27 protein-coding genes are annotated in these 21,628 nt (G+C 37.0%); 3 read left to right on the plus strand and 24 right to left on the minus strand.

Going from position 1 to position 21,628, the window contains the following annotated elements:
* Positions 1-16 precede the first annotated feature (16 nt).
* From recN to accB, 12 genes are all read right to left on the minus strand, one after another.
* On the minus strand, positions 17-1,756 hold the full coding sequence (gene recN / locus AAG068_RS20960; RefSeq protein ID WP_342715699.1) for a DNA repair protein RecN: 1,740 nt from the start codon (positions 1,754-1,756) through the stop codon (positions 17-19).
* 267 nt (positions 1,757-2,023) lie between these two features.
* Positions 2,024-2,473 carry an arginine repressor ArgR gene (gene argR / locus AAG068_RS20965; RefSeq protein ID WP_001032581.1) on the minus strand — a complete coding sequence of 150 codons (450 nt, stop codon included), beginning with the start codon at positions 2,471-2,473 and terminating at the stop codon, positions 2,024-2,026.
* 142 nt (positions 2,474-2,615) lie between these two features.
* Positions 2,616-3,455, minus strand: coding sequence for a TlyA family RNA methyltransferase (locus tag AAG068_RS20970; protein ID WP_342715700.1), 840 nt, complete (start codon positions 3,453-3,455; stop codon positions 2,616-2,618).
* Positions 3,456-3,458: 3 nt separating this feature from the next.
* Positions 3,459-5,351: a 1-deoxy-D-xylulose-5-phosphate synthase gene (dxs, locus tag AAG068_RS20975; protein ID WP_342715701.1), complete on the minus strand. Its 1,893-nt coding sequence runs from the start codon at positions 5,349-5,351 to the stop codon at positions 3,459-3,461.
* 302 nt (positions 5,352-5,653) lie between these two features.
* Positions 5,654-6,544, minus strand: a complete 891-nt coding sequence (ispA, locus tag AAG068_RS20980) for a (2E,6E)-farnesyl diphosphate synthase (RefSeq protein ID WP_342715702.1) — start codon at positions 6,542-6,544, stop codon at positions 5,654-5,656.
* Positions 6,544-6,774, minus strand: coding sequence for an exodeoxyribonuclease VII small subunit (xseB, locus tag AAG068_RS20985; RefSeq protein ID WP_000428423.1), 231 nt, complete (start codon positions 6,772-6,774; stop codon positions 6,544-6,546). Before xseB ends, ispA begins: the two co-directional genes overlap by 1 nt.
* Positions 6,764-8,122, minus strand: coding sequence for an exodeoxyribonuclease VII large subunit (gene xseA / locus AAG068_RS20990; RefSeq protein ID WP_342715703.1), 1,359 nt, complete (start codon positions 8,120-8,122; stop codon positions 6,764-6,766). The genes xseB and xseA overlap by 11 nt, the downstream gene beginning before the upstream one ends.
* A 26-nt stretch (positions 8,123-8,148) precedes the next feature.
* Complete coding sequence (gene folD / locus AAG068_RS20995; RefSeq protein WP_042875514.1) at positions 8,149-9,009, minus strand: bifunctional methylenetetrahydrofolate dehydrogenase/methenyltetrahydrofolate cyclohydrolase FolD; 861 nt, start codon at positions 9,007-9,009, stop codon at positions 8,149-8,151.
* A 23-nt stretch (positions 9,010-9,032) separates the two neighbouring features.
* A complete protein-coding gene (gene nusB / locus AAG068_RS21000) occupies positions 9,033-9,425 on the minus strand; it encodes a N utilization substance protein NusB (protein ID WP_098667341.1) in 393 nt (130 codons plus the stop codon).
* 347 nt (positions 9,426-9,772) lie between these two features.
* On the minus strand, positions 9,773-10,165 hold the full coding sequence (locus tag AAG068_RS21005; protein WP_000807630.1) for an Asp23/Gls24 family envelope stress response protein: 393 nt from the start codon (positions 10,163-10,165) through the stop codon (positions 9,773-9,775).
* Between the two features lie 22 nt (positions 10,166-10,187).
* The gene (gene accC, locus AAG068_RS21010; protein ID WP_000592876.1) at positions 10,188-11,540 is read right to left on the minus strand and encodes an acetyl-CoA carboxylase biotin carboxylase subunit; all 1,353 of its coding nucleotides are present in this window, start codon (positions 11,538-11,540) and stop codon (positions 10,188-10,190) included.
* Between the two features lie 16 nt (positions 11,541-11,556).
* The gene (gene accB, locus AAG068_RS21015) at positions 11,557-12,045 is read right to left on the minus strand and encodes an acetyl-CoA carboxylase biotin carboxyl carrier protein (protein WP_306183856.1); all 489 of its coding nucleotides are present in this window, start codon (positions 12,043-12,045) and stop codon (positions 11,557-11,559) included.
* Positions 12,046-12,514: 469 nt separating this feature from the next.
* On the opposite strand from accB, the gene AAG068_RS21020 reads away from it, so the two are divergent.
* The gene (locus AAG068_RS21020; RefSeq protein WP_342715704.1) at positions 12,515-12,709 is read left to right on the plus strand and encodes a DNA recombination protein RecO; all 195 of its coding nucleotides are present in this window, start codon (positions 12,515-12,517) and stop codon (positions 12,707-12,709) included.
* 202 nt (positions 12,710-12,911) lie between these two features.
* On the opposite strand, the gene AAG068_RS21025 is transcribed toward AAG068_RS21020, so the two are convergent.
* From AAG068_RS21025 to AAG068_RS21065, 9 genes are read right to left on the minus strand one after another with little or no spacing between them, the layout of a single operon-like run.
* Complete coding sequence (locus tag AAG068_RS21025) at positions 12,912-13,586, minus strand: SpoIIIAH-like family protein (protein ID WP_342715705.1); 675 nt, start codon at positions 13,584-13,586, stop codon at positions 12,912-12,914.
* 15 nt (positions 13,587-13,601) lie between these two features.
* A complete protein-coding gene (spoIIIAG, locus tag AAG068_RS21030; RefSeq protein ID WP_000368876.1) occupies positions 13,602-14,264 on the minus strand; it encodes a stage III sporulation protein AG in 663 nt (220 codons plus the stop codon).
* Positions 14,254-14,886, minus strand: a complete 633-nt coding sequence (spoIIIAF, locus tag AAG068_RS21035; RefSeq protein WP_342715706.1) for a stage III sporulation protein AF — start codon at positions 14,884-14,886, stop codon at positions 14,254-14,256. The genes spoIIIAG and spoIIIAF overlap by 11 nt, the downstream gene beginning before the upstream one ends.
* A gap of 12 nt (positions 14,887-14,898) precedes the next feature.
* The gene (spoIIIAE, locus tag AAG068_RS21040; RefSeq protein ID WP_342715707.1) at positions 14,899-16,071 is read right to left on the minus strand and encodes a stage III sporulation protein AE; all 1,173 of its coding nucleotides are present in this window, start codon (positions 16,069-16,071) and stop codon (positions 14,899-14,901) included.
* Between the two features lie 10 nt (positions 16,072-16,081).
* Positions 16,082-16,465, minus strand: coding sequence for a stage III sporulation protein AD (gene spoIIIAD / locus AAG068_RS21045; protein WP_079245909.1), 384 nt, complete (start codon positions 16,463-16,465; stop codon positions 16,082-16,084).
* 24 nt (positions 16,466-16,489) lie between these two features.
* Complete coding sequence (spoIIIAC, locus tag AAG068_RS21050) at positions 16,490-16,693, minus strand: stage III sporulation protein AC (protein WP_000020914.1); 204 nt, start codon at positions 16,691-16,693, stop codon at positions 16,490-16,492.
* Between the two features lie 14 nt (positions 16,694-16,707).
* The gene (spoIIIAB, locus tag AAG068_RS21055) at positions 16,708-17,223 is read right to left on the minus strand and encodes a stage III sporulation protein SpoIIIAB (protein WP_000238694.1); all 516 of its coding nucleotides are present in this window, start codon (positions 17,221-17,223) and stop codon (positions 16,708-16,710) included.
* Positions 17,217-18,143: a stage III sporulation protein AA gene (gene spoIIIAA, locus AAG068_RS21060; protein WP_342715709.1), complete on the minus strand. Its 927-nt coding sequence runs from the start codon at positions 18,141-18,143 to the stop codon at positions 17,217-17,219. Before spoIIIAA ends, spoIIIAB begins: the two co-directional genes overlap by 7 nt.
* A 28-nt stretch (positions 18,144-18,171) precedes the next feature.
* Positions 18,172-18,453 carry a YqhV family protein gene (locus AAG068_RS21065; RefSeq protein WP_098258182.1) on the minus strand — a complete coding sequence of 94 codons (282 nt, stop codon included), beginning with the start codon at positions 18,451-18,453 and terminating at the stop codon, positions 18,172-18,174.
* Between the two features lie 186 nt (positions 18,454-18,639).
* On the opposite strand from AAG068_RS21065, the gene AAG068_RS21070 reads away from it, so the two are divergent.
* Both AAG068_RS21070 and AAG068_RS21075 read left to right on the plus strand, forming a co-directional pair.
* On the plus strand, positions 18,640-19,218 hold the full coding sequence (locus tag AAG068_RS21070) for a GNAT family N-acetyltransferase (RefSeq protein ID WP_342715710.1): 579 nt from the start codon (positions 18,640-18,642) through the stop codon (positions 19,216-19,218).
* Complete coding sequence (locus AAG068_RS21075) at positions 19,199-19,501, plus strand: hypothetical protein (protein ID WP_342715711.1); 303 nt, start codon at positions 19,199-19,201, stop codon at positions 19,499-19,501. Before AAG068_RS21070 ends, AAG068_RS21075 begins: the two co-directional genes overlap by 20 nt.
* Positions 19,502-19,536: 35 nt before the next feature.
* On the opposite strand, the gene efp is transcribed toward AAG068_RS21075, so the two are convergent.
* Genes efp through aroQ form a run of 3 tightly spaced genes read right to left on the minus strand, consistent with a single transcriptional unit; the run spans position 19,537 to position 21,622 of the window.
* Positions 19,537-20,094 (minus strand): elongation factor P, encoded by a 558-nt coding sequence (gene efp / locus AAG068_RS21080; protein WP_029439892.1) that lies wholly within the window; start codon positions 20,092-20,094, stop codon positions 19,537-19,539.
* A 21-nt stretch (positions 20,095-20,115) separates the two neighbouring features.
* Positions 20,116-21,177, minus strand: coding sequence for a Xaa-Pro dipeptidase (gene pepQ / locus AAG068_RS21085; RefSeq protein WP_000411051.1), 1,062 nt, complete (start codon positions 21,175-21,177; stop codon positions 20,116-20,118).
* A gap of 4 nt (positions 21,178-21,181) precedes the next feature.
* Positions 21,182-21,622, minus strand: coding sequence for a type II 3-dehydroquinate dehydratase (gene aroQ / locus AAG068_RS21090; protein WP_000757087.1), 441 nt, complete (start codon positions 21,620-21,622; stop codon positions 21,182-21,184).
* Positions 21,623-21,628: the final 6 nt, after the last annotated feature.

Below are 21,628 nucleotides of genomic sequence, written 5' to 3' on the forward strand. Positions count from 1 at the left end.
GAAAAAAAGCTATCCATTACTGGATAGCCTCTGCTGTCTGTTTAAAATGATGCGCTTGCGTGAGTAATTCTTTCGCATGTTCTGTCGTTAAATCTGTAATTTCCACACCAGAAATCATTCGAGCTATTTCTGTTACTTTATCCTCCATAGTTAAAACCGTAACTGACGTAATTGTTCGATCATTCGCTACTTGTTTTCGAATAAATAAATGCGAATCCGCCATTGAAGCTACTTGAGGTAAGTGCGTAATACAAAGTACTTGTGAGTTTACTGATACTCGATAAATTTTTTCTGCAATAGCCTGTGCAACTCGACCACTTACACCAGTATCCACCTCATCAAAAATTACAGATGCAACACCTTGATGCTTAGAAAAAATACTTTTTAAAGCTAAAATAATACGAGATAACTCTCCGCCAGAAGCGACCTTTGAAAGTGGCTTTAACGGCTCACCTGGATTTGTTGAAATATAAAATTCCACATGGTCATAGCCATCCGCCGTAAGTCTTACTGGCGCTCCCTCCACAAGAGGCTCTTCAGCATTTCCTTCTCTCTTCATAATTCTCACTTCAAATTTTGTTTTTTCCATATATAATTCTTTTAATTCCTGATGAATGGCATTTGTAAGATGCTCTGCAAGCTCATGACGCATATTACTTAACAACGTTGCTTCTTTCAGAATCACACTTTCTAATTCCTTTAACTGCTTCTTCGTCGTTTCAATATGAACGTCTTTATTTTCAATCGTAAAAATTTCTTGTTCAATTTTATCAGCATACGCTAAAATCTCTTCTACAGTATTTCCATATTTTCTCTTTAGCATACGAATTTCATTTAAACGCGTTTCAATTTCGTCTAAACGATTCGGATCATATTCCATCATATCGAGCTTTTCTCTCAGTTGATACGCAACTTCTTCTAATAAGTAATAGCTATTTGCAATTGAGTCATGATTTTCTTGATACACTTCATCTAAATGTGTAATACTCTCCATTTGTCCCATTGCGCTTCTTACATTATCTAATCCTTGTCCGTCCGCGCTTAACGAGCGATATGCATCGCCTAATGCTTTATAAATTTTTTCGAAATTAGAAATTTTCAAGCGTTCTTCAGTCAATTCATTTTCTTCATCCATCTTTAAATCCGCCTTACGGATTTCTTCATGCTGGAATTGAATTAAATCTAAGCGATGCGCCATTTGTTGTTCATTTTCACTTAACGATTTTAACTGTTTTTTTAACTTCTCATAATCAGCGTATACATTTTGATATATATCCAATTGTTTAACAATACGCTCTCCATCAAAATGATCGAGCATAAATAAATGACGCTCTTCATTCATTAAATCTTGCGTTTCGTGCTGTCCATGAATATCAACAAGTGTTTTTCCAATTTCTTTTAATACACTAAGAGTAACTAATTTCCCATTTACACGACATACACTTTTTCCGTTTGCAGCGATATCACGCTTCAAAATAATCATGCCGTCTTCTATTTCTATGTCCAACTCTTCTGCCTTTTCAATACATGGATGCTTATCATCTTCTACATAAAATAGCCCCTCTATCTCAGCTTTTTCCGTCCCGTATCGAACGAATTCGGCTGAACCACGACCACCTACAAGTAAACTAATCGCATCAATAATAATCGATTTTCCGGCTCCTGTTTCACCACTTAAAACCGTTAATCCTTTTTGAAAAGAAATATTTAATGCCTCAATAATAGCAAAGTTTCTAATCGATAATTCCGATAACAATGCCCCATTCACCTCGTTATAAACTAATCCCCTATTCAGGGCTTTTCTCAGTTCTTTATTCAAATAGTCATACTATATGTTTGTATGTATAAATTACTCTTCTAACCGCTCCATTGTACCAAACATTTGTTTTACGGGTCAATCCACCTATTTTCTAATTTTATTCAAAGAAAATATTATATTACAATTAAGAATTCAGGTTTTTAACCAATAAAAATATCCTGTTCACTTTCCACTTTACAGAGGAAAGCAAACAAGATTTTTTTGTTACAGCATATTTAAGAAACGATCAGAGACAACACCTGTATCTTCAGGTGTACGGCAAATAATTAAGCAAGTATCATCACCACAAATGGTTCCGATGATCTCATCCCACTCTAAATGATCAATAAGTGCCCCAAGTGAATGAGCGTTACCAGGCAATGTTTTTAGCACAAGCATATGTCCTGCCGTGTCTAATTTTACAAATGAATCCACTAGATTACGTTTTAATTTTTGTAACGGGTTAAATCGTTGATCTGCTGGCAAGCTATATTTATAGCGACCATCATGTAATGGTACTTTCACTAAGTGCAGTTCTTTAATATCGCGCGATACTGTTGCTTGCGTTACATTAAATCCCTCATTACGTAAAATATCAACTAATTCATCTTGTGTTTCAATTTCTTTGTTCGCAATAATTTCCCTGATTTTAATATGGCGCTGACCTTTATTCATACATTTGCACCTCACACTATCTCTTACCATAGTTTAAACATTGGTATACTTCACTTATTTATGTTAACTTATAATTCGTTACTTGTACACAATTGTTTTTACAATCATTATACAATTACAACAAAAAGAGGAACAACATATGTTATTCCCCTTTCCCTTTTTGTTTTAGAACATCATGCGCCTCTGTAACTACTTGCTCAACAGAAACCGGAGAATGATTTTCGCCATTCTCACGTTCACCATGCCATTTCAGATGAATTAAAAATTCAATGTTACCATCCCCGCCTGTAATCGGTGAGAATGTTAAACCTGCTACGTCGTACCCTTCTTTTATAGCAAAGTCGACAATCATTTCTACAACAGCCTCATGTACTTTTCGATCACGAACGATACCTTTTTTACCAACTTGCTCTCTTCCAGCTTCAAACTGCGGTTTAATTAACGCTGCTACATCTCCATTCGGCATAAGCATTGTTTTTAAAACTGGCAATATAAGCTTTAATGATATAAATGAAACATCGATACTAGCAAATTGCGGTAAACCACGTTCTAAGTCAGCTGGCGTTACGTAACGGAAGTTTGTTCGTTCCATTACGACAACACGCTCATCTTGACGTAATTTCCACGCAAGTTGATTATACCCTACATCTAATGCGTAAGATAATTTCGCTCCATTTTGAAGCGCACAATCGGTAAAGCCACCAGTTGATGAACCAATATCTATCATAACTTTATCTTGTAAATCAAGATGAAATGTCTCTAACGCCTTTTCAAGTTTATAACCACCACGGCTTACATACGGCATAACTTGTCCCTTCACCGTAATTTCTGTATCTTGTGGGATTTTCTCTCCTGGCTTATCCAGCCTCATCTCATTCGCATATACAAGTCCGGCCATAATGGCGCGTTTTGCTTTCTCACGTGTTTCTATAAGTCCTCGCTCTACTAATAGTACATCTACTCTTTCTTTTTTTGCACTCATTTGTTACGCCCTTTTTTGTTTTGATGGAATCATTGTATGAATACGGTCTACAACAGCATCTGTCGTTAAACCAATTTCTTCTAATAATTTTGTTACACTACCGTGCTCTATGAAACGGTCTGGAATACCCATTCGTTCAATTAAAGCACTATGGTACCCGTTCTCAGACGCAAATTCAACTACTCCCGTTCCAAAGCCACCGATTAAACAAGCTTCTTCAATCGTTAAAATCGGTATATTTTTTCCTAAGAGATCATGTAAATATGCTTCATCCATTGGTTTAATAAAGCGAGCGTTCACTACTTTCACTGAAACTCCAGCCTTTTCAAGACGCTCAGCCGCTTCCATTGCCATTGGTATTGTCGTACCAAATGTTAAAATAGCAGCTTGTGTACCTTCTTTTAACGTTTCCCATGAACCGATTGGAATCGTCTTTAATTCTTCATCCATATTAACACCAAGTCCATTACCACGCGCATAACGTAATGCGATCGGTCCATCTTCATATTGCATCGCCGTATATACTAAATGTTGCCCTTCATTTTCGTCTTTCGGCATCATAAGTACCATATTCGGCAAGTGGCGTAAGAATGAGATATCAAATACACCTTGATGCGTCTCACCATCTGCTCCTACTAAACCAGAGCGATCAATTCCGATGAAAACATTTAAATTTTGGCGGCATATATCATGAACAACTTGGTCATATGCTCTTTGTAAAAATGTTGAATAAATCGCTAAGAATGGCTTCATACCTTGCGTTGCCATACCTGCTGCCATTGTTGTAGCATGCTGTTCTGCAATACCTACATCAATCATACGATCTGGGAATTCTTTTTGGAATTTCTCAAGTTTCGATCCGACAGGCATTGCAGGTGTAATTGCAACGATACGCTCATCCGTTCTCGCTAATTTCAGTACCGTTTCACTAACAACCGCACTCCATGCTGGTGCAACTTCTTTCGGTTTAACGAAGTCACCTGATTCAATTTTATAAGGTCCTGTTCCATGCCAAGTGCCAATAACATCACTCTCAGCTGGTTTGTAACCTTTTCCTTTTTTCGTAATAACATGAACAAGCACTGGGCCTTTTGTTTTCTTTGCATATTGCAACGTTTCGAATAACTTTTCATAATCATGTCCATCGACTGGACCTAAATACGTAAAGCCTAACTCCTCGAAAAAGACACCGGATACTAGTAAATATTTAAGACTATCTTTTATTTTCTCTGCTGTCGCAGCAACTTTCCCACCAACTGCTGGGATTTTCTTCAATATATACTCTAATTCATCTTTTACCCAATGATATTTTCCTGCGGTACGTAGTCGTCCAAGTACATTATGAAGTGCACCAACGTTTGGTGCAATCGACATTTCATTATCATTCAAAATAACAATCATGTCTGTTTTTTCATGTCCAATATGGTTTAATGCCTCTAAAGCCATTCCGCCTGTTAAAGCACCATCACCAATGATTGGTATAACATATTCTTTCGTTTTCTTTAAATCACGTGCTAGAGCCATTCCCATCGCAGCAGATAATGATGTCGAGCTATGGCCAGTCTCCCATACATCGTGATCACTCTCACAACGTTTTGGGAAACCACATAGACCTTGATATTGCCTTAATGTACCGAACTCTTTTGCACGTCCAGTTAAAATTTTATGTACATAGGATTGATGTCCTACGTCCCATAAAAATTTATCTTTTGGGCTATCAAATAATTTATGCAGAGCAATTGTGAGTTCTACTACACCTAAATTTGGTGCAATATGTCCACCTGTTTGAGAGAGCTCTTCAATTAAAAACTTACGAATATCCTCACTCAATCCCTCTAGTTCACTGATAGACATATCTTTCAAAAAACTAGGGTTTTGAATTTGCGTTAGATCCACATGGATCACTCACTTTCATTTCATAATCTGTCAACATGTCAAATATAATAAAAAACATTTACACAAAACAAGAAATTCTCTTTTTTTATTTTTCAGCTTGTCCTGCTATTAACCAGTCTATTGCGCCCTAATCCTATTATAAACCATATTTCGTTAGGCGATGAAAAAAATAGCCGCTAACACGAAGTGATAACGGCAATGTAATCTACATATATTTTTGCCAATAACAAGAAAAGAAAAACCTTTTCCTACATTTATATCATAAAATGATGAATGACTCAACAAATGAAAACGCTGTTATATTAGTTATTACGTTTTGCAATCAAATCGCAAATAGATAGTAAATATTCGTCTTGTAATTGCAAGGAACCGATAGCATCTTTTGCTTTTGCAATCGTCGCTTCTAAAATATCCTTTGCTCTATCTACAGTAAATAACGTCGTATAGGTGCTCTTTTCATTGGAAACATCACTACCAATCGGTTTTCCAATCTCTTCTTCGGTTCCTTCCACATCTAAAATATCATCTCGAATTTGGAAAGCTAGGCCGATATATTTTGCAAACGCAAGCAACTTTTCTTCCTGTTCTTCTGTGGCATCAGAAAGTATCGATCCGGCAAGTACAGCGAATTCAAGTAGTTTTCCAGTCTTATGCTTATGAATATACTCCAACTCATCAATCGTAAGCTGTTTCCCTTCCGCTTCCATATCTGCCACTTGTCCGCCAACCATTCCTTCTGGTCCTGCTGCTTTTGCAAGCTCAAGTACAAGTCTTACTTTTTTCTCAGCAGAGATTTCCTTTTGCTCATATGCCATAATAACTTGAAAAGCATATGTCAACAAACCATCACCCGCTAAAACCGCCATCGCTTCACCAAATACTTTATGATTTGTGGGCTTTCCTCTTCTTAAATCATCATCATCCATACAAGGTAAATCATCATGAACTAACGAGTATGTATGTATCATTTCAAGAGCACAAGCTGCACCTACTCCAACATTTCTTTCTTTCCCAAACGCTTGTAATGTTGCAAACAAAAGTAACGGGCGGAGACGCTTTCCACCCGCTTCCAAAGAATATGCCATCGCTTCACGAAGTACATTTGGACATTGTAATTCATTTGCATAGCTTACAAGCTTCTCTTCTACGAAAGTTTTACTTTCTTTCAAAAAAGTATCAAAAGCAATTGTCACTATGCTTCATCTCCTAAAGCAGTAAACGGTTCAAGCTCTCCATCTTCCCCAAGAATAACTGCCATTTGTTCTTGTACGTTCTTCAACTTCTCGTCACAAAGCTTAGATAATTCCATACCCTCTTTAAAATAAGAGATTGCTTCTTCTAAAGGTACGTCACCTTGCTCTAGCTTAGACACGAGATGCTCAAGTTGCGAAATTGCCTCTTCAAAGCTTAATTTATTTTCCATTATTCAATTCACGCTCCTCTATTCCTGATACGCTACAATCTAGTATTCCATCTTGTAATTGAACTGAAACAGCATCTCCAAGGCTGACATCTTTCACACTTTTTAACACTTGCTTCTCTTCATCATATACAAGCCCGTACCCTCTCATCATTACTTTAAGCGGGCTTAACGCTTCCAGTTTTTGAGCAGCTCTTACAAAGACAAATTCTTTCGTTTGAAGTAACGTTTGCATTTCACGTTGCAATTGCTTTTGCAACGTTTCAACTGCTACCTTCGTTTGCATAATTTTTTGAGATGGGTGGTGCTTCTCTAAATAAAATGAAAGTTGTTTTAACTGATTTACCTTTTTATCAATATAACGCTCTTTCGCTAAAACAAGCTGTTCTAACGCTCTATCCAACTGCTCTTCTTTTTGCTCATATACTTGTCTTGGATAACGGAACGCATAAGATTTTTGCAATACTTGTAGTTTTTCTTCTTTTTTATGTACTAACTCTCTCATTGCCCTTTGCAATCTTAGAGTTCTTTGTAATACCTTTTCTTGTAACTCAATAATATTAGGCGCTGCCAGCTCAGCCGCTGCAGTTGGTGTTGGTGCTCTTAAATCGGCAACAAAATCCGCAATTGTAAAGTCCGTTTCATGGCCTACTGCTGAAATAATAGGGATTTCACTCTTGAAAATGGCCCTTGCAACCATTTCTTCATTAAACGCCCATAATTCCTCAATCGAGCCTCCACCACGCCCAACGATTAGAACATCTATCTCTTCCATTTCATTGGCTGTACGAATCGCTTGTACAATCGAGGGAGCTGCTGACTCCCCCTGTACAAGTACTGGAAACACAATAACATTTCCAATTGGATAACGACGTTTAATCGTTGTTATAATATCACGAATCGCTGCCCCTGTTGGTGACGTAATCACACCTATTGTTTTTGCATAAGGAGGGATTATTTTTTTATAAACTCGAGAAAACAATCCTTCTTCCTCTAGACGAACCTTTAATTGTTCGTAAGCTAAATGCAGGTTTCCGATTCCGTCAGGCTGCATGTCTTGAATATAAATTTGATAAGAACCACTCGCCTCGTAAACAGAGATTTTCCCTTTCACAAGCACCTTCATCCCATTTTCAGGTCTGAATTTAATATTACGATTATGACCCGCAAACATAACCGCTGCGATTCTTGCATTTTCATCTTTCAATGTAAAATACATGTGGCCACGGCTATGATTTTTAAAGTTGGAAATTTCACCTTTTAACCAAACAGACTGTAAATGCGGATCATATTCTATTTTTGTTTTTATATAGCGTGTTAACGCTGTAACGGTTAAATATTGTTTCTCCATTTCTCTCTCCTCATAGCCGACTCAAATTATTTACAAACGACACCTGCACGTTTAGCCGATTCAACAGTATTATGAAGAAGCATTGTGATTGTCATTGGACCAACACCCTTTGGCACAGGTGTAATGTAACCCGCAACATCTAACACGTTGTCAAAGTCAACATCACCACAAAGTTTGCCTGTTTCTAAACGGTTTACACCAACGTCGATTACAACCGCTCCTTCTTTCATATAATCAGCTGTTATCATCTTAGGTCGTCCAACAGCGACGATTAAAATATCAGCTAACTTCGTTAACTCTTTCATATTTTGCGTCTTAGAATGACAATATGTGACAGTTGCATTTTCATTTAAGAACAATTGTCCCACTGGCTTGCCGACAATGTTACTTCTTCCAATTACTACAACATGTTTTCCCGAGATATCAAGATTTGTTTCTTTTACTAATTCTACAATACCGTGCGGTGTACATGGAAGGAATGTATCTTGTCCCGTCATCATACGTCCCACGCTGATTGGGTGAAATCCATCTACATCTTTTTCTGGTGAAATTCTTTCAATGATAGCTTTTTCTTCAATATGTTTTGGTAAAGGCAATTGCACTAATATGCCATTTATACGGTCATCGCCATTTAAGCGATCGATTTCAGCAAGCAAACGCTCCTCCGTAATTGTTTCAGGAAGTTCAATTAACTCTGAATAGATTCCTACTTGTTCACAGCCCTTTTCTTTCCCTTTTACATAAGAACGAGATGCTGGATCTTCTCCAACTAAAATAACTGCTAATCCTGGTACAATCCCTTGCTCTTTCAACTTCACAACTTCTTCTGTTAATTGTGCTCGTTTTTTCTCCGCAACTTCATTTCCTTTGATGATTACTGCTACCATTTTAAGATTCCCCCTTAAAGAAATTACAGTGTATCTTTTATATTAGATAAAACGCCGTTAATAAAACGACGAGATTCCTCATCCCCAAATGTTTTAGCAATTTCAATTGCTTCATTAATTGTTACGTTGTGTGGAATTTCTTCCATGTATTTCATTTCATACACAGCTAAACGTAAAATACTGCGATCAACAATACTAATACGCTCAAGCTTCCATTTTTTTAAGTTTTGACGAATTGCTTCGTCAATTACTTCTTTATTTTCTACAAAACCTACTACAAGTGATTCTAGAAACTCATTTGTTTCTTCACCTTCATCTAGCGTGTTTTCCACCGCTACTTTCGGTTCTAATTCACCTGTAATATCCATTTGATATAATGCTTGCATAGCTCTTTCTCTAGCCGTCCTACGTTTCATTGTAACTCTCCTTTATGCTTCAAGTCTTTCCTTATACTTTGTTATATTATTATAATTTATAAGCCGTCAATTCACTTACTCTTACAGTTTTCATTGATTTTCCAACCTTATAATACAATGATAATAACACAATTTATCGTTTCACACACGGGTTACAAGGCTGAAAAATAATAAAAAGATTAACTTCAGGTTCCATATCTTATCACAATGTACGTTTTTTGGTAAAACGAAACATTTTCTTTTTAATTTCTCATTTTTTGAAATAGTATAATAATTAGAGGGTTTTAATTTGTGAAGAAATGAAACGATAAAAAAGATGCCTATGTTACTAGGCACCTTTTTCATTCTTACACTGGTTCGATTTCTGTTTTTTGTGTTTCGAATGTTACGCCAACGATGTGAACATTCACTTCTTTTGGCTCAAGCCCTGTCATTGTAAAGAGTGCTTGGCGAATGTTGTCTTGAATCTTTTGTGCAACAACTGGAATTGCTACGCCAAAATACATCACAACATAAAGGTCAACGATAATATCTTCGTTTGCTAATTCAACCTTTACACCTTTACCATGATTTTTCTTACCTAACTTCTCAACAACATCTGTAGCAAAATTACCACGCATTGCCGCTACGCCTTCTACCTCAGCAGCTGCAATACCTGCGATTACTTCAATTACTTCTGGTGCAATTTCTACTTTACCAAGAGTTGTATCTTGACCCATATCTAACATATGTTCAGCCATGAAAAAAACCTCCTTTAATGTATCACTGCGTCACAAGTTCATGCTCTTCCAAAAATTTCGTATTAAACTCACCTTTTACAAAATCAGGATGATCTAACAATTGCAAATGGAACGGGATTGTTGTATGTACGCCTTCAACGACAAACTCACTGAGTGCACGCTTCATTTTTGCAATTGCCTCTTCACGTGTTTTTCCGTGAACAATTAATTTAGCAACCATCGAATCATAGAAAGGTGGGATTGAATATCCCGGATATACAGCTGAATCGACGCGAATACCAAATCCGCCTGGTGGCAAGTACATTTCTACTTTACCTGGAGATGGCATAAATTTTTTGGCAGGGTTTTCCGCATTAATTCGGCATTCAATTGCCCAACCATTAAATTGTACTTCTTCTTGCTGTAACGATAACTTTTCTCCAGAAGCAACAAGAATTTGTTCTTTAATTAAGTCCACCCCTGTTACCATTTCAGTAACTGGATGTTCAACTTGAATTCTCGTATTCATCTCCATGAAATAAAAGCTTTTCGTTTTATATTCATAAATAAACTCAACCGTACCAGCACCTGTATAATCAACCGCTACCGCCGCTTTTACTGCTGCCTCACCCATTTGCTTGCGAACATTTTCATCAAGTGCAGGTGATGGGCTTTCTTCCAGGAGTTTTTGCAAACGGCGCTGAATTGTACAATCACGCTCTCCTAAATGAATGGCATTTCCGTGTGTATCTGCCATTATTTGAATCTCAACATGGCGGAAATCTTCAACGTACTTCTCTAAGTATACACCAGGGTTCCCAAAAGCGGTACTAGCTTCTTGCTGTGTAATTTGAATTCCCTTTACAAGCTCTTCCTCATGGCGCGCAACACGAATACCTTTTCCGCCGCCACCTGCAGTCGCTTTAATAATAACTGGATATCCAATTTGATTAGCAAGTTCGATCGCTTCTTCGGTATTTTTAATAATCCCTTGTGAACCTGGTACAATCGGAACCCCTGCTTCTTTCATTGTATCACGAGCAACGTCTTTTGTGCCCATCTTTGAAATAGCTTCTGGACTTGGACCGATAAAAATCAAGTTACATTCACGACATAACTCTGCGAAATCTGCATTCTCTGCTAAGAATCCGTATCCCGGATGAATAGCATCGCAACCTGTTAACTTCGCAACGCTAATAATATTCGTCAAATTTAAATAGCTTTCTTTCGAAATCGTTGGCCCTACACAATACGCCTCATCTGCAATTTGTACGTGAAGTGACTCTTTATCTGCTTCTGAATAAATTGCGACTGTTTCAATATCCATTTCTTTACAAGCACGAATAATTCGTACAGCAATTTCCCCACGATTGGCTATTAATACTTTTTTTATCATCACAAAGACTCCCTTATTACGCTTTTACAAGAAATAGCGGTTGTCCATACTCAACAAGCTGTCCGTTATTAACAAGAATCTCAACAATTTCGCCCTCTACATCAGCATCAATTTCGTTAAATAACTTCATAGCCTCAACAATACATACGATAGAATCTTTCGATACTCTATCGCCAACACTTACATATGCAGGTGTGTCAGGCGAAGAAGAAGAATAGAATGTACCTACCATCGGTGATGTAATTTTATGTAGGTTTTCATTTTGAACAGCTTGTTTCTCTTCTTGTTTTGGTACTTCCACTTGTGCTGCCGCTACTGTTGTTTCAACTTCAACAGGTGCTACTGGTTGTGCCACTTGTTTTGCTACAGGTGCTTGCACCGCAACAACTTCATTACCACGCTTTTTCATTTTGATTGTCGTACCATCTTTTTTGTATTCGAATTCATCAATATTAGAGCTATCAATTAATTTAATTAATTCACGAACTTCTTGAATTTTAAACATGTAAAATCCACTCCCATACTCTTGTTTGTCCCGTTTTTACAGATTCTCGTCACTAAAACTAGATTGACTGTAAAAATACGATGTACTCTATTAGATCATGCATTTCATTTACTAATAGAAATAGTTACTATTTCCATCTTACGATAAATTTTTTAGACATTCCAATTTATATTTCTTTATAATAAATCGAAACTCCTGTAAAAATATTATTCCAATAAAAATTTATTACCTAGTAATAATACCAAGTTTCACACAAAATTGGCAAGACCACTTCCTAAAAAACATTCCTTACTTTTTCAAAATACTACACAATAACTATATTATTACCGCTCTACTCTTTACCTCATCTATAGTCAATAACATATTTTTACCAAATATTATTTTTTTGTTTACACTTCATTCATCATTCCTTCATATAAGAATAGTATGTTCAAAGTGTAGAAAATATATCGTATCGAGGTGTAGACATATGATATGGCTCATTCTCTTTTTACCTGCCGTGATAGTCTGGGCATTCGTTCTTTTCATCCACGTCAAATCAGGAAAAAGTAATCATCGTTACCATGAACCGCTAATCTTTTACTCACAACGTATTTCACCGTTCCGAGTTGAACATAGTAAAAACAACTACAAAGACGAAACAGAAACAAGCTATCGAAAATGATAGCTTTGTCTATTATTATTTTTATCCCTCTATTTGCCGGGCAGTATGACCCCCAAAGCAAAGAAGTTAGGTTGGGGCGGGCTGCCCATTAAAGTCCAATTAGTGAGGGCTGATTAAAGTTTCACTTTATCTAACTATTTTCAAACAATTTGATGCGTAAAAACTAATAATCCGCGGAGGTTTCCCCGCGGATTATTAGTTTTTATTTTGTTGGTGGATCAAATTTTACACCTACATCTTTTGATCCGCCTTCACTTCTTACAAGTTGGATAATTTTATTCGCTTCTTTTTGCGAATGTTTTGCTGCTTTTACAGTTACTTTAATATCAGTTCCATCAGCTCTTACAAGGGCATCTTTATATCCACCTTGAGATTTGATTACTGTCTCAAGTAGTTCTTGCTTCGTTTCCATTGTCGTAATTGCATCAAAATTATCTTTCGCTTTACTCTTTTCTGTCGCTGAAGATTTTGCTGAATTCATCACTTCTTGTAATCTTGCTTTTTGTTCACTTCGCTGATCTTCCATTTGCATACGTAACGCTGTGAAATTTTCATCACTTGATTGAACTGTTACATTCGCTTCTTTTTTGCTTGTTTCTTTGTTTGCACTCTCTTTTTTGTCTGTTTCTTTGTTTGTTGTTTCTTTATTTGTTGTTTCTTTATTTGTTGTTTCCTTACTTGTATTTTCTTTTTTTGGCGTTTCTTTAGGTGCTTCATTTGTTACAGCTTTATCAGTACCTTGTTTTTCTTGTCCAATCTTTTCACCTGTTGTCGGTGATGCTGTATTCATCTTGTCAGGAGTTGTTACGTAATAAACAGATAGTACAACAACTAAACTTAACATCGTTAATAACCAAACCGTTTGTTTTTTTAACACTTTATTTCCTCCCTATCAATTTTTCGGTGATACTGAAACGCGATGGGCTGGTACATCTAGCAGCCGTATTACAGCTTCTTTTACCATCGCTTTAACTTGTATATTATCCACTCCCTTTGCTACGACAAGAACACCTCGTACTTTCGGTTTCTCTGTTCGTAAAACAACGGGAGTTTCTTTATCCCCTTCACGTATAATGACTGTCTTTTCATCAAGAGACTCGTCTTCTACTTCCCTCTTGCCGCCTGTTTTATCTGTTTCACCTGTTGTTTGTGAACGTTTCACTGTATTTTTTTCTAATATTTTTTCCTCTGATGAATCTAAATTCACATTAATCGTTACATCTTTTACTCCTGCTATTTCTTCTAAGGCTGCCTTTAATTCTTGTTCATACGCTTTTTCATATTTTTCTACATTTGACATATTATCATTATTTTTTTGTCCAAAAGTTGGTACGTCTTTTTCTTGATTTTGAGTTTTTTGTTCTTTAAATACAGGCACTTCTTCTTTTTTACTTGAAAAAAAACTACTAGAAAACATAAGCAACATTCCAAGTATGAGTAGGACAAGTAAGAACTTAGGTGTTACCTTTTTTCCCTTCTCATTACTTTCTTTTTCATCTCCATTCAATAAGTTTCGAAAAAATGAGAACTTCGAATTTTTATCTTTATTGTCCATTTACTCTACCTGTCCTCCCTTCCATTTGAACTTGGATTTGTTTATTCTCTAGTTGCCACCTGCTTGAAAAGAAGTCTTTCATTTCTACATTCGTTTCCTCTACTTTTTTCGGTGGTTCTTTCGTGTTAATTTCAACTGGTTTTACTGTTTCGATTGCATCATTTTTACTACGTTCTTTTTCTTTCAACGTCACAACAACAGATTGAATATCTTTCGCTGACTTTACTTCCACTGTGCTTTCCGCTGCGACTATTTGTATTTCAGAGACTGACATACCATACTGTTTCTCAAACTCTTTTCCTACTTCTTTTTTCATTTTGGTAGCCATCTCTTCTAAACTATATGCACGTGTTAGAGCTTGTATTTCTTTTTTCTTCGAATCTATTGAATTTTTTACAGATTCTTCTGCTACGTACTTTTCTTCATTAAAATTTGCGATTACTTCATTTACATCTGTTTGTAATAGTTTAAATAGAGGCGTTAAAATTAAAACAACTAATAATAGACTTACAACGAATTTAACGTACTTTTGCAAATTAGAATTTGGAAGAATAAGATGAAGCATTGTCGCTAAGAGTAAAAAAACGATAATATTTCGAATCCACTCTGTAACAAATTGCATACTCTTCACCTCCTACCGCATCATAAGTGTAATGTTCCCCGCAGCAATAATAATTGTGATACTTAAAAAAAACATAAACGATACGATAGCTAAGCAAGCAAATACATAAATGATGCTCCGTCCAATGATATCTAAACATTGAATAATTGCTCCGCCGCCAACTGGTTGCAATACTGCTGCTGCGAACTTATAAATAAATGCTATACAAAAAATTTGAATCGCTGGAAAAGCGACAATTAAACATAGAATGACGAGCCCGATAATTCCGACTGTGTTTTTTAATAATCCCGACGCACTAATGACAGTATCCGCTGCCTCGGTAAACATCCTTCCTACTACGGGAATAAAGTTCCCTGTTACAAATTTAGCTGTTTTTACAGCGATTCCATCAGCAACAGCTGTCGCTGTTCCTTGTACAGATAATACGCCTAAAAAAATCGTTAAAAAGATACCAATAATCCCGACGCTAACATTTTGCAAAAGCTTGGACAATTTCGTAACTTTATATCGATCGCTCATCGTACTTACAATGCTTAATATTGTTGCAAGTAATAAAAGTGGTAGAACGATATAATTCATTAAAAGCCCACTCGTATTCATTAAGAAGATGATAATCGGATGGAAAAACGATACAGATACAACACCACCGCCTGTCGCTATGAGTGCAAGCAAGATAGGCAATAACGCTAATATGAAATCTACCATTGTTTGTATCGTTTCTCTTGCATATGTCATGACGACATAAAAGCTATTTAAAGCGAAAATAATCAGTACCATATATACAACTGCATCGGCAATTTTGCTTACGCTACTCTTTGAAAATGCAGATTGCAGTGATTGCAACAATGCACTAAAAATTGTAAGCATAATGAGCGTTCCAAGTAGCTTCCCATTTGCAACAAGTTCGTGAAATAAATACTTTAATAAACCTAGCATCCACTCTTTTATAGAAATTTCTTTTTCTCCCTTTACAAACTCCATAAAGCTACCTTTTTGACTCTCTGGTAAGTAACCTCCATATTTTGTAACAAGCCCGTCCCAAAATTGCTTCACATCTTCAATTCCGAGCTTATCCAATTGTTGATCAACGACGTTTGTTTCTACAGGAGAAGCTTGTACAACAACCGGTAAAGAAAAGAAAAGGAAGCAAGCAAATAGCAGCTTAGCTCCAAAGCCCCTCAACATTCACTCCCCCTTATCCCGTCGGTAAAAATCCGAGAATAGTTTCAATTACAACCGTCAAAATAGGAATCGCCATAACGAGAATTAAAATCTTTCCAGCTAATTCAATTTTCGAAGCAATTGCACCTTGTCCGGCATCCTTTGTAATTTGCGCTCCAAACTCAGCAATATAAGCAATTCCAATAATTTTTAGCAACGTTTCTACATATACGTTACTAACTTTCGCTTCACTCGCTACTCTCTCAATCATTTGTAAAATAGCGTGAATTTGATCAATTAAAATAAGAAACATCACGCTACCTACGAACACAATAAATAATGACGTAATACTAGATTTATGCTGATTCAATACAGCTGCTAAAAACGTAGCAACGAGGCCTAATCCGACAATTTGTATAATTTCGATTCGAACCGCCCCCTTTTACTGGAAGAGAAAGACACTTTTAATCTTGTCGAATAACGTATTAATTAAAAATGCGACGTGAAATAAAATAACGACAAAACCGACGAGGATAACCCAATTCGCAATATCCTCACGCTTTAATTCTTTTAGTACGGTATGGATGAAAGCTAAAACTATGCCGATTCCGGCGATTTGAAATATTAATCCAACATCAATGGACATCGCCTTTCTCCCTCCTATAGTAGTAAGATTACGATAAGTAGCCCCGCTAGTACCCCTAAGCTCTTAATCATTTTTTCATATTGTAGTTGTAAAGCTTTCGCTTCTTCTTCTTCTCTCTCTAAATGTGTAATACATAAGCGAATATGTTTTTGCTGTGATTCACGATCATGTTGTCCGAGCGTTTCACCAAATTGTTGCAAAATTTCATACTCAGTTTGTTGAAATGCTGTTAGCTTCCAATTTTCTTTCAAACTATCTATCCAAGCTTCTCTTACTGTTTGGTCCCCGCTTTCTAGCCTTCTAGCGAAACTTTGAAATATCCAATTTAACGGCTTCGGCATTTGTTTCACTAATCGCTCAGCGGCTTCAGACAATGGTGTATGCCCATACATAATTTCTGCCTCTAACGATTGAAGTGCCGCTTTTAATAATCTAAGTTGTCTTGGCCTCTCACTGTATCTTTTAGCGTACGAAAACCCGAAAAAGGTGCTGACCGCAACGATTAACACTGCACCAAATATTTTCACCATACGCCCTCAGCCTTTCTATGAGGTAATACCGGTTTTCCATATTTATCTTTCACTTGCATAACTGTTCCTGGCCCTCTTGCTTTTGATAGTTCCACAAACCTATCAAATATACCGAGCTCCAGCACCGCCTTTAGTGATGGGCGTTTCACAACATCATCATAAGAAAATCCATGTGCACTTATAAAAAGCTGCACCCCTGCATGCACCGCTTCCATAATTGCTTCACTATCTTCTTTACGTCCGATTTCATCTACAATCAAAATATCTGGACTCATAGAACGGATCATCATCATCATTCCTTCAGCTTTTGGACATGCATCTAACACATCTACTCGTGCGCCAAAGTCATATTGCGGGATACCTTTCACACAGCCAGCAATTTCTGACCGTTCATCAACAATACCCACTTTACAAGAAGGGATTGTTGATGCACTTACACCTTGACTCATACAACGTGCTACATCTCTTAAAAGTGTTGTTTTCCCCGTTTGCGGCGGGCCAATTACCATCGTGTTTAACCAGCGTGATTCATACAAATATGGTAAAAGTGGTTCAGCAATTCCTATTTTTTGACGAGCAATACGAATATTAAAGGAAGAGACATCTCGAATCATTTTCACTGCGCTTTTTTCTGTAATGACTTTCCCTGCTAAGCCGATTCTATGCCCACCTCGAAGTGTTACATACCCACGCTTTAATTCTTCTTCCATCGTATAAATTGAGAATTGACTTAACTTATTCAATAAGTAAATAGCATCATCTGCTGTAACGACATAGTCATAAAAAAATACTTCACCATGAGCAATACACTCTAGCGGTCTTCCAATTCGAACACGGATTTCCTCTAGAGCATCGTACTGCTTACAACTTTCCACTAACTGCTTCATCGTTTTCGGTAAAACTTCTAATACTTCTTTCATCAGCTTCGCCCCACTATACTCGACTTACTTATTTCAACAACGCGATAAAAATGCAGCCAATTCCAAGCACTAGAAAAAAGAGTTTCAAGAAAGAAATCTCACTTGCCACACTCGCTATGCCTATTGTCATTGTTAAAATTAATACGGTCGGTCCAACAAACGCCAACATACCATTTATAAACAATGCCTTCTTCGCATCATTCACATAGAGCATAAGCAAAGCGGCGAATATTTCCGCGCTACCTGAAAACAACCGAAGCAGCCCCATCACAAGCACAGATGTTTCCATTGCCGCTAGCCACTGTTTCATTCTCCCACCTTCTCCCATAACGGTTACTAGTGCGTGTGCTAAAAAAGAATATATTTGTACAACCATATGCAGAGGTTGTCTATTTCAGAATTAAAAACATAATTTTTCTCTACCACCGTAAACAATTTGAATATTCTTAATTTTATTGGTATTTTATGGTATATTTATTAGAAAGGAGGGGAAACGATGCAACAAGTTACTTTATTACCACTCGATTTCCGGTATGCAAATGCGATTTTCGAACTACCAAGTGATCCACACGTAAAAAACGCATTAGGAATACAAGTAGAAAGAATTGAAGACACGAAAGCGTTTCTTCTTTTCGCCATAGAAGAAGAACGCCAAAAAAAGTCTTTATCCAGAGTGGTTGTAAATGAAGATAAGGAAATAATCGGCCTCACCACGCTTAAACATATTAATTACGAAAAGAAACAATCTCACATCGGCAGTTGGCTTGGCTATCCATACTGGGGAAAAGGATATAATGAGGCTGCTAAAAAAGAAATCTTTAAAATAGCTTTTTTAGATTTACAACTTTCCTACGTATTCGCTGGCGCTAAAACGAATAATATCCGCTCGTTAAAAGCACAAGAAAAACTCCCTTATATTTCATTACATGTGGAAGATACGTTCCCTGATGAACATTCTGCCTTAGAGAATGAAGTAAAATCTTCTTGTGTATTACATGTCGTATCACGTGAGAACTTTCTAAATTGGCTAGACCTACAAAAGGAGGAGGAAAAATATGAAGATATTAAAAATTAGTTTAACTGTCGTAGTAGAATTAGCTCTTATTTATCTTTTTTCATTATTGGTCGGTTGGTCATTTATGGAGGCCTTTTTCCTTGGTAGTTTAGCGATATTCGGTGCAATTTGGCTCATTGCTTTAAATATAAACCGAAACGCCAACATTGATCACACTATATATAAAACAGGTACGGTAAAACCTTTTCAAATAACATGGGGTCCTTACACAACAGGTACTGCTAGTCTTACAGCTTTCAGTTTTATAATAACCACTATTTATTATCTGCCCTATTTTCTATAAAAAAAGCACTCGTGATAATCACGAGTGCTTTTCTACTATGCACGAGAAACGTATTTACCTTCACCAGTGTTGATGATAAGCATTTCGCCTTCGTTAATGAAGATTGGTACTTGTACAACAAGACCAGTTTCTAATGTAGCTGGTTTTGTTACGTTAGAAGCAGTATCACCTTTAATACCTGGCTCTGTTTCTGTAACTTGTAATTCAACTGTGTTTGGAAGTTCAACACCAAGTACTTCGCCTTGGTAAGTCATAATAGATACTTCCATGTTTTCTTTTAGGAATTTAAGCTCGCGCTCGATTTGGTTTTCACCAAGTTCGATTTGCTCATAAGTTCCGTTATCCATAAATACGTGAGCCTCACCGCTTGCGTATAAGTATTGCATACGACGGTTTTCGATGTGTGCTTTCTCTACTTTCTCACCTGCACGGAATGTTTTCTCTTGAACAGAACCTGTGCGAAGGTTACGTAGTTTAGAACGAACAAATGCAGCACCTTTACCTGGCTTTACGTGTTGGAAATCAAGTACTTGCCAAAGGCTATTATCCACTGAAATTGTTAAACCTGTACGAAAATCGTTTACTGAAATCATGTAAAAAAATCCTCCTGTGTATTACAAAATAATAAGTTCTTTTGGTGATTTCGTAATTACTTCATTACCTTCACTTGTTACAATAATATCATCTTCAATACGTACGCCGCCAATACCTGGAATATAAATACCTGGTTCTACTGTTACAGCCATACCTGGTTCAAGTACTGTATCAGAACGGAACGCTAAACCTGGTGCTTCATGGATTTCAAGACCGATTCCATGACCAGTAGAGTGTCCGAAGTATTCACCATATCCTTTTTCCGTTATGTAATCGCGCGTTAGCGCATCCGCTTCACGGCCTGTTAAACCAGCTTTAATACCGTTCACACCACGTAATTGTGCTTCTAAAACGATATTATAAATTTCTTTCAATTTATCAGATGGTTCACCAACTGCAATCGTACGAGTAATATCAGAGCAATATCCTTTGTAATAAGCGCCGAAGTCTAATGTAACGAAATCTCCTGTTTCTATCACTTTTTCAGATGCCACGCCGTGCGGTAATGCCGAACGAAGACCTGAAGCAACGATAATATCAAACGAAGAAGATGTTGCTCCTTGTTTTCTCATGAAAAATTCAAGTTCATTTGACACTTCAATTTCAGATACTCCCGGGCGAATGAATGATAGAATATGTTCAAAGGCAGCATCTGCAATCTGTGCAGCTTCCTTTAATATCTTAATCTCTGAATCAGTCTTTATCAAGCGTAACTTTTCTACAAGCCCAGAAGTTGGGATAAATTCAGCATCGATTGCTTCTTTATGCGCTGAATAAGAACTATATGTAAGGGTATCTTGTTCAAAGCCAAGCTTTTGAATTCCTAGTTCCTTCACTTGCTTTGCAACTTCATCAATGATTAATCCTGCATGCTGTACAATCTCATATCCAACAGCTTGTTTAGTAGCCTGCTCTACGTAACGGAAATCTGTAATAAATTGAGCACGATTTTTCGAAATCAGTACAACACCGGCTGTTCCTGTAAAGTTAGCCATATATCTACGACTATGTTCATTTGTTAACAAAATACCGTCAATACCAGCCTCATCAAATGCACTTCTTAATCTTTCGATTTTCTCCATTACTTTATGCCTCCCTCAATTTCTCCATTAATGCAAATAACGCTAACTTATAGCCATAAAAACCAAATCCAACAATTTGTCCAGCACAAACAGCTGCCGTCACAGATTCGTGACGGAACGACTCACGCTGGTGAATGTTAGAAATATGTACTTCAATAACAGGAATCGAAATGCTCGCAATTGCATCTCGAATCGCATAGCTATAATGCGTAAATGCTCCAGGATTTAAAATGATCCCTTCATATATATCTTCCGCCTCATGAATACGATCGATAATCGCACCTTCATGATTCGATTGGAAACATTCTAACTCCACTCCCATTGTTTCTGCTTCTTGCTTCATATCTGCTTCAAGTGTCGCTAGCGTGCCCTTTCCATATACATTTACCTCCCTGACACCGAGGCGATTTAGGTTAGGACCGTTTACGAGGAGTACCTTTTTCATATGCTT

The sequence above is a fragment of the Bacillus paramycoides genome (assembly GCF_038971285.1).
Classification (GTDB): Bacteria; Bacillota; Bacilli; order Bacillales; family Bacillaceae_G; genus Bacillus_A.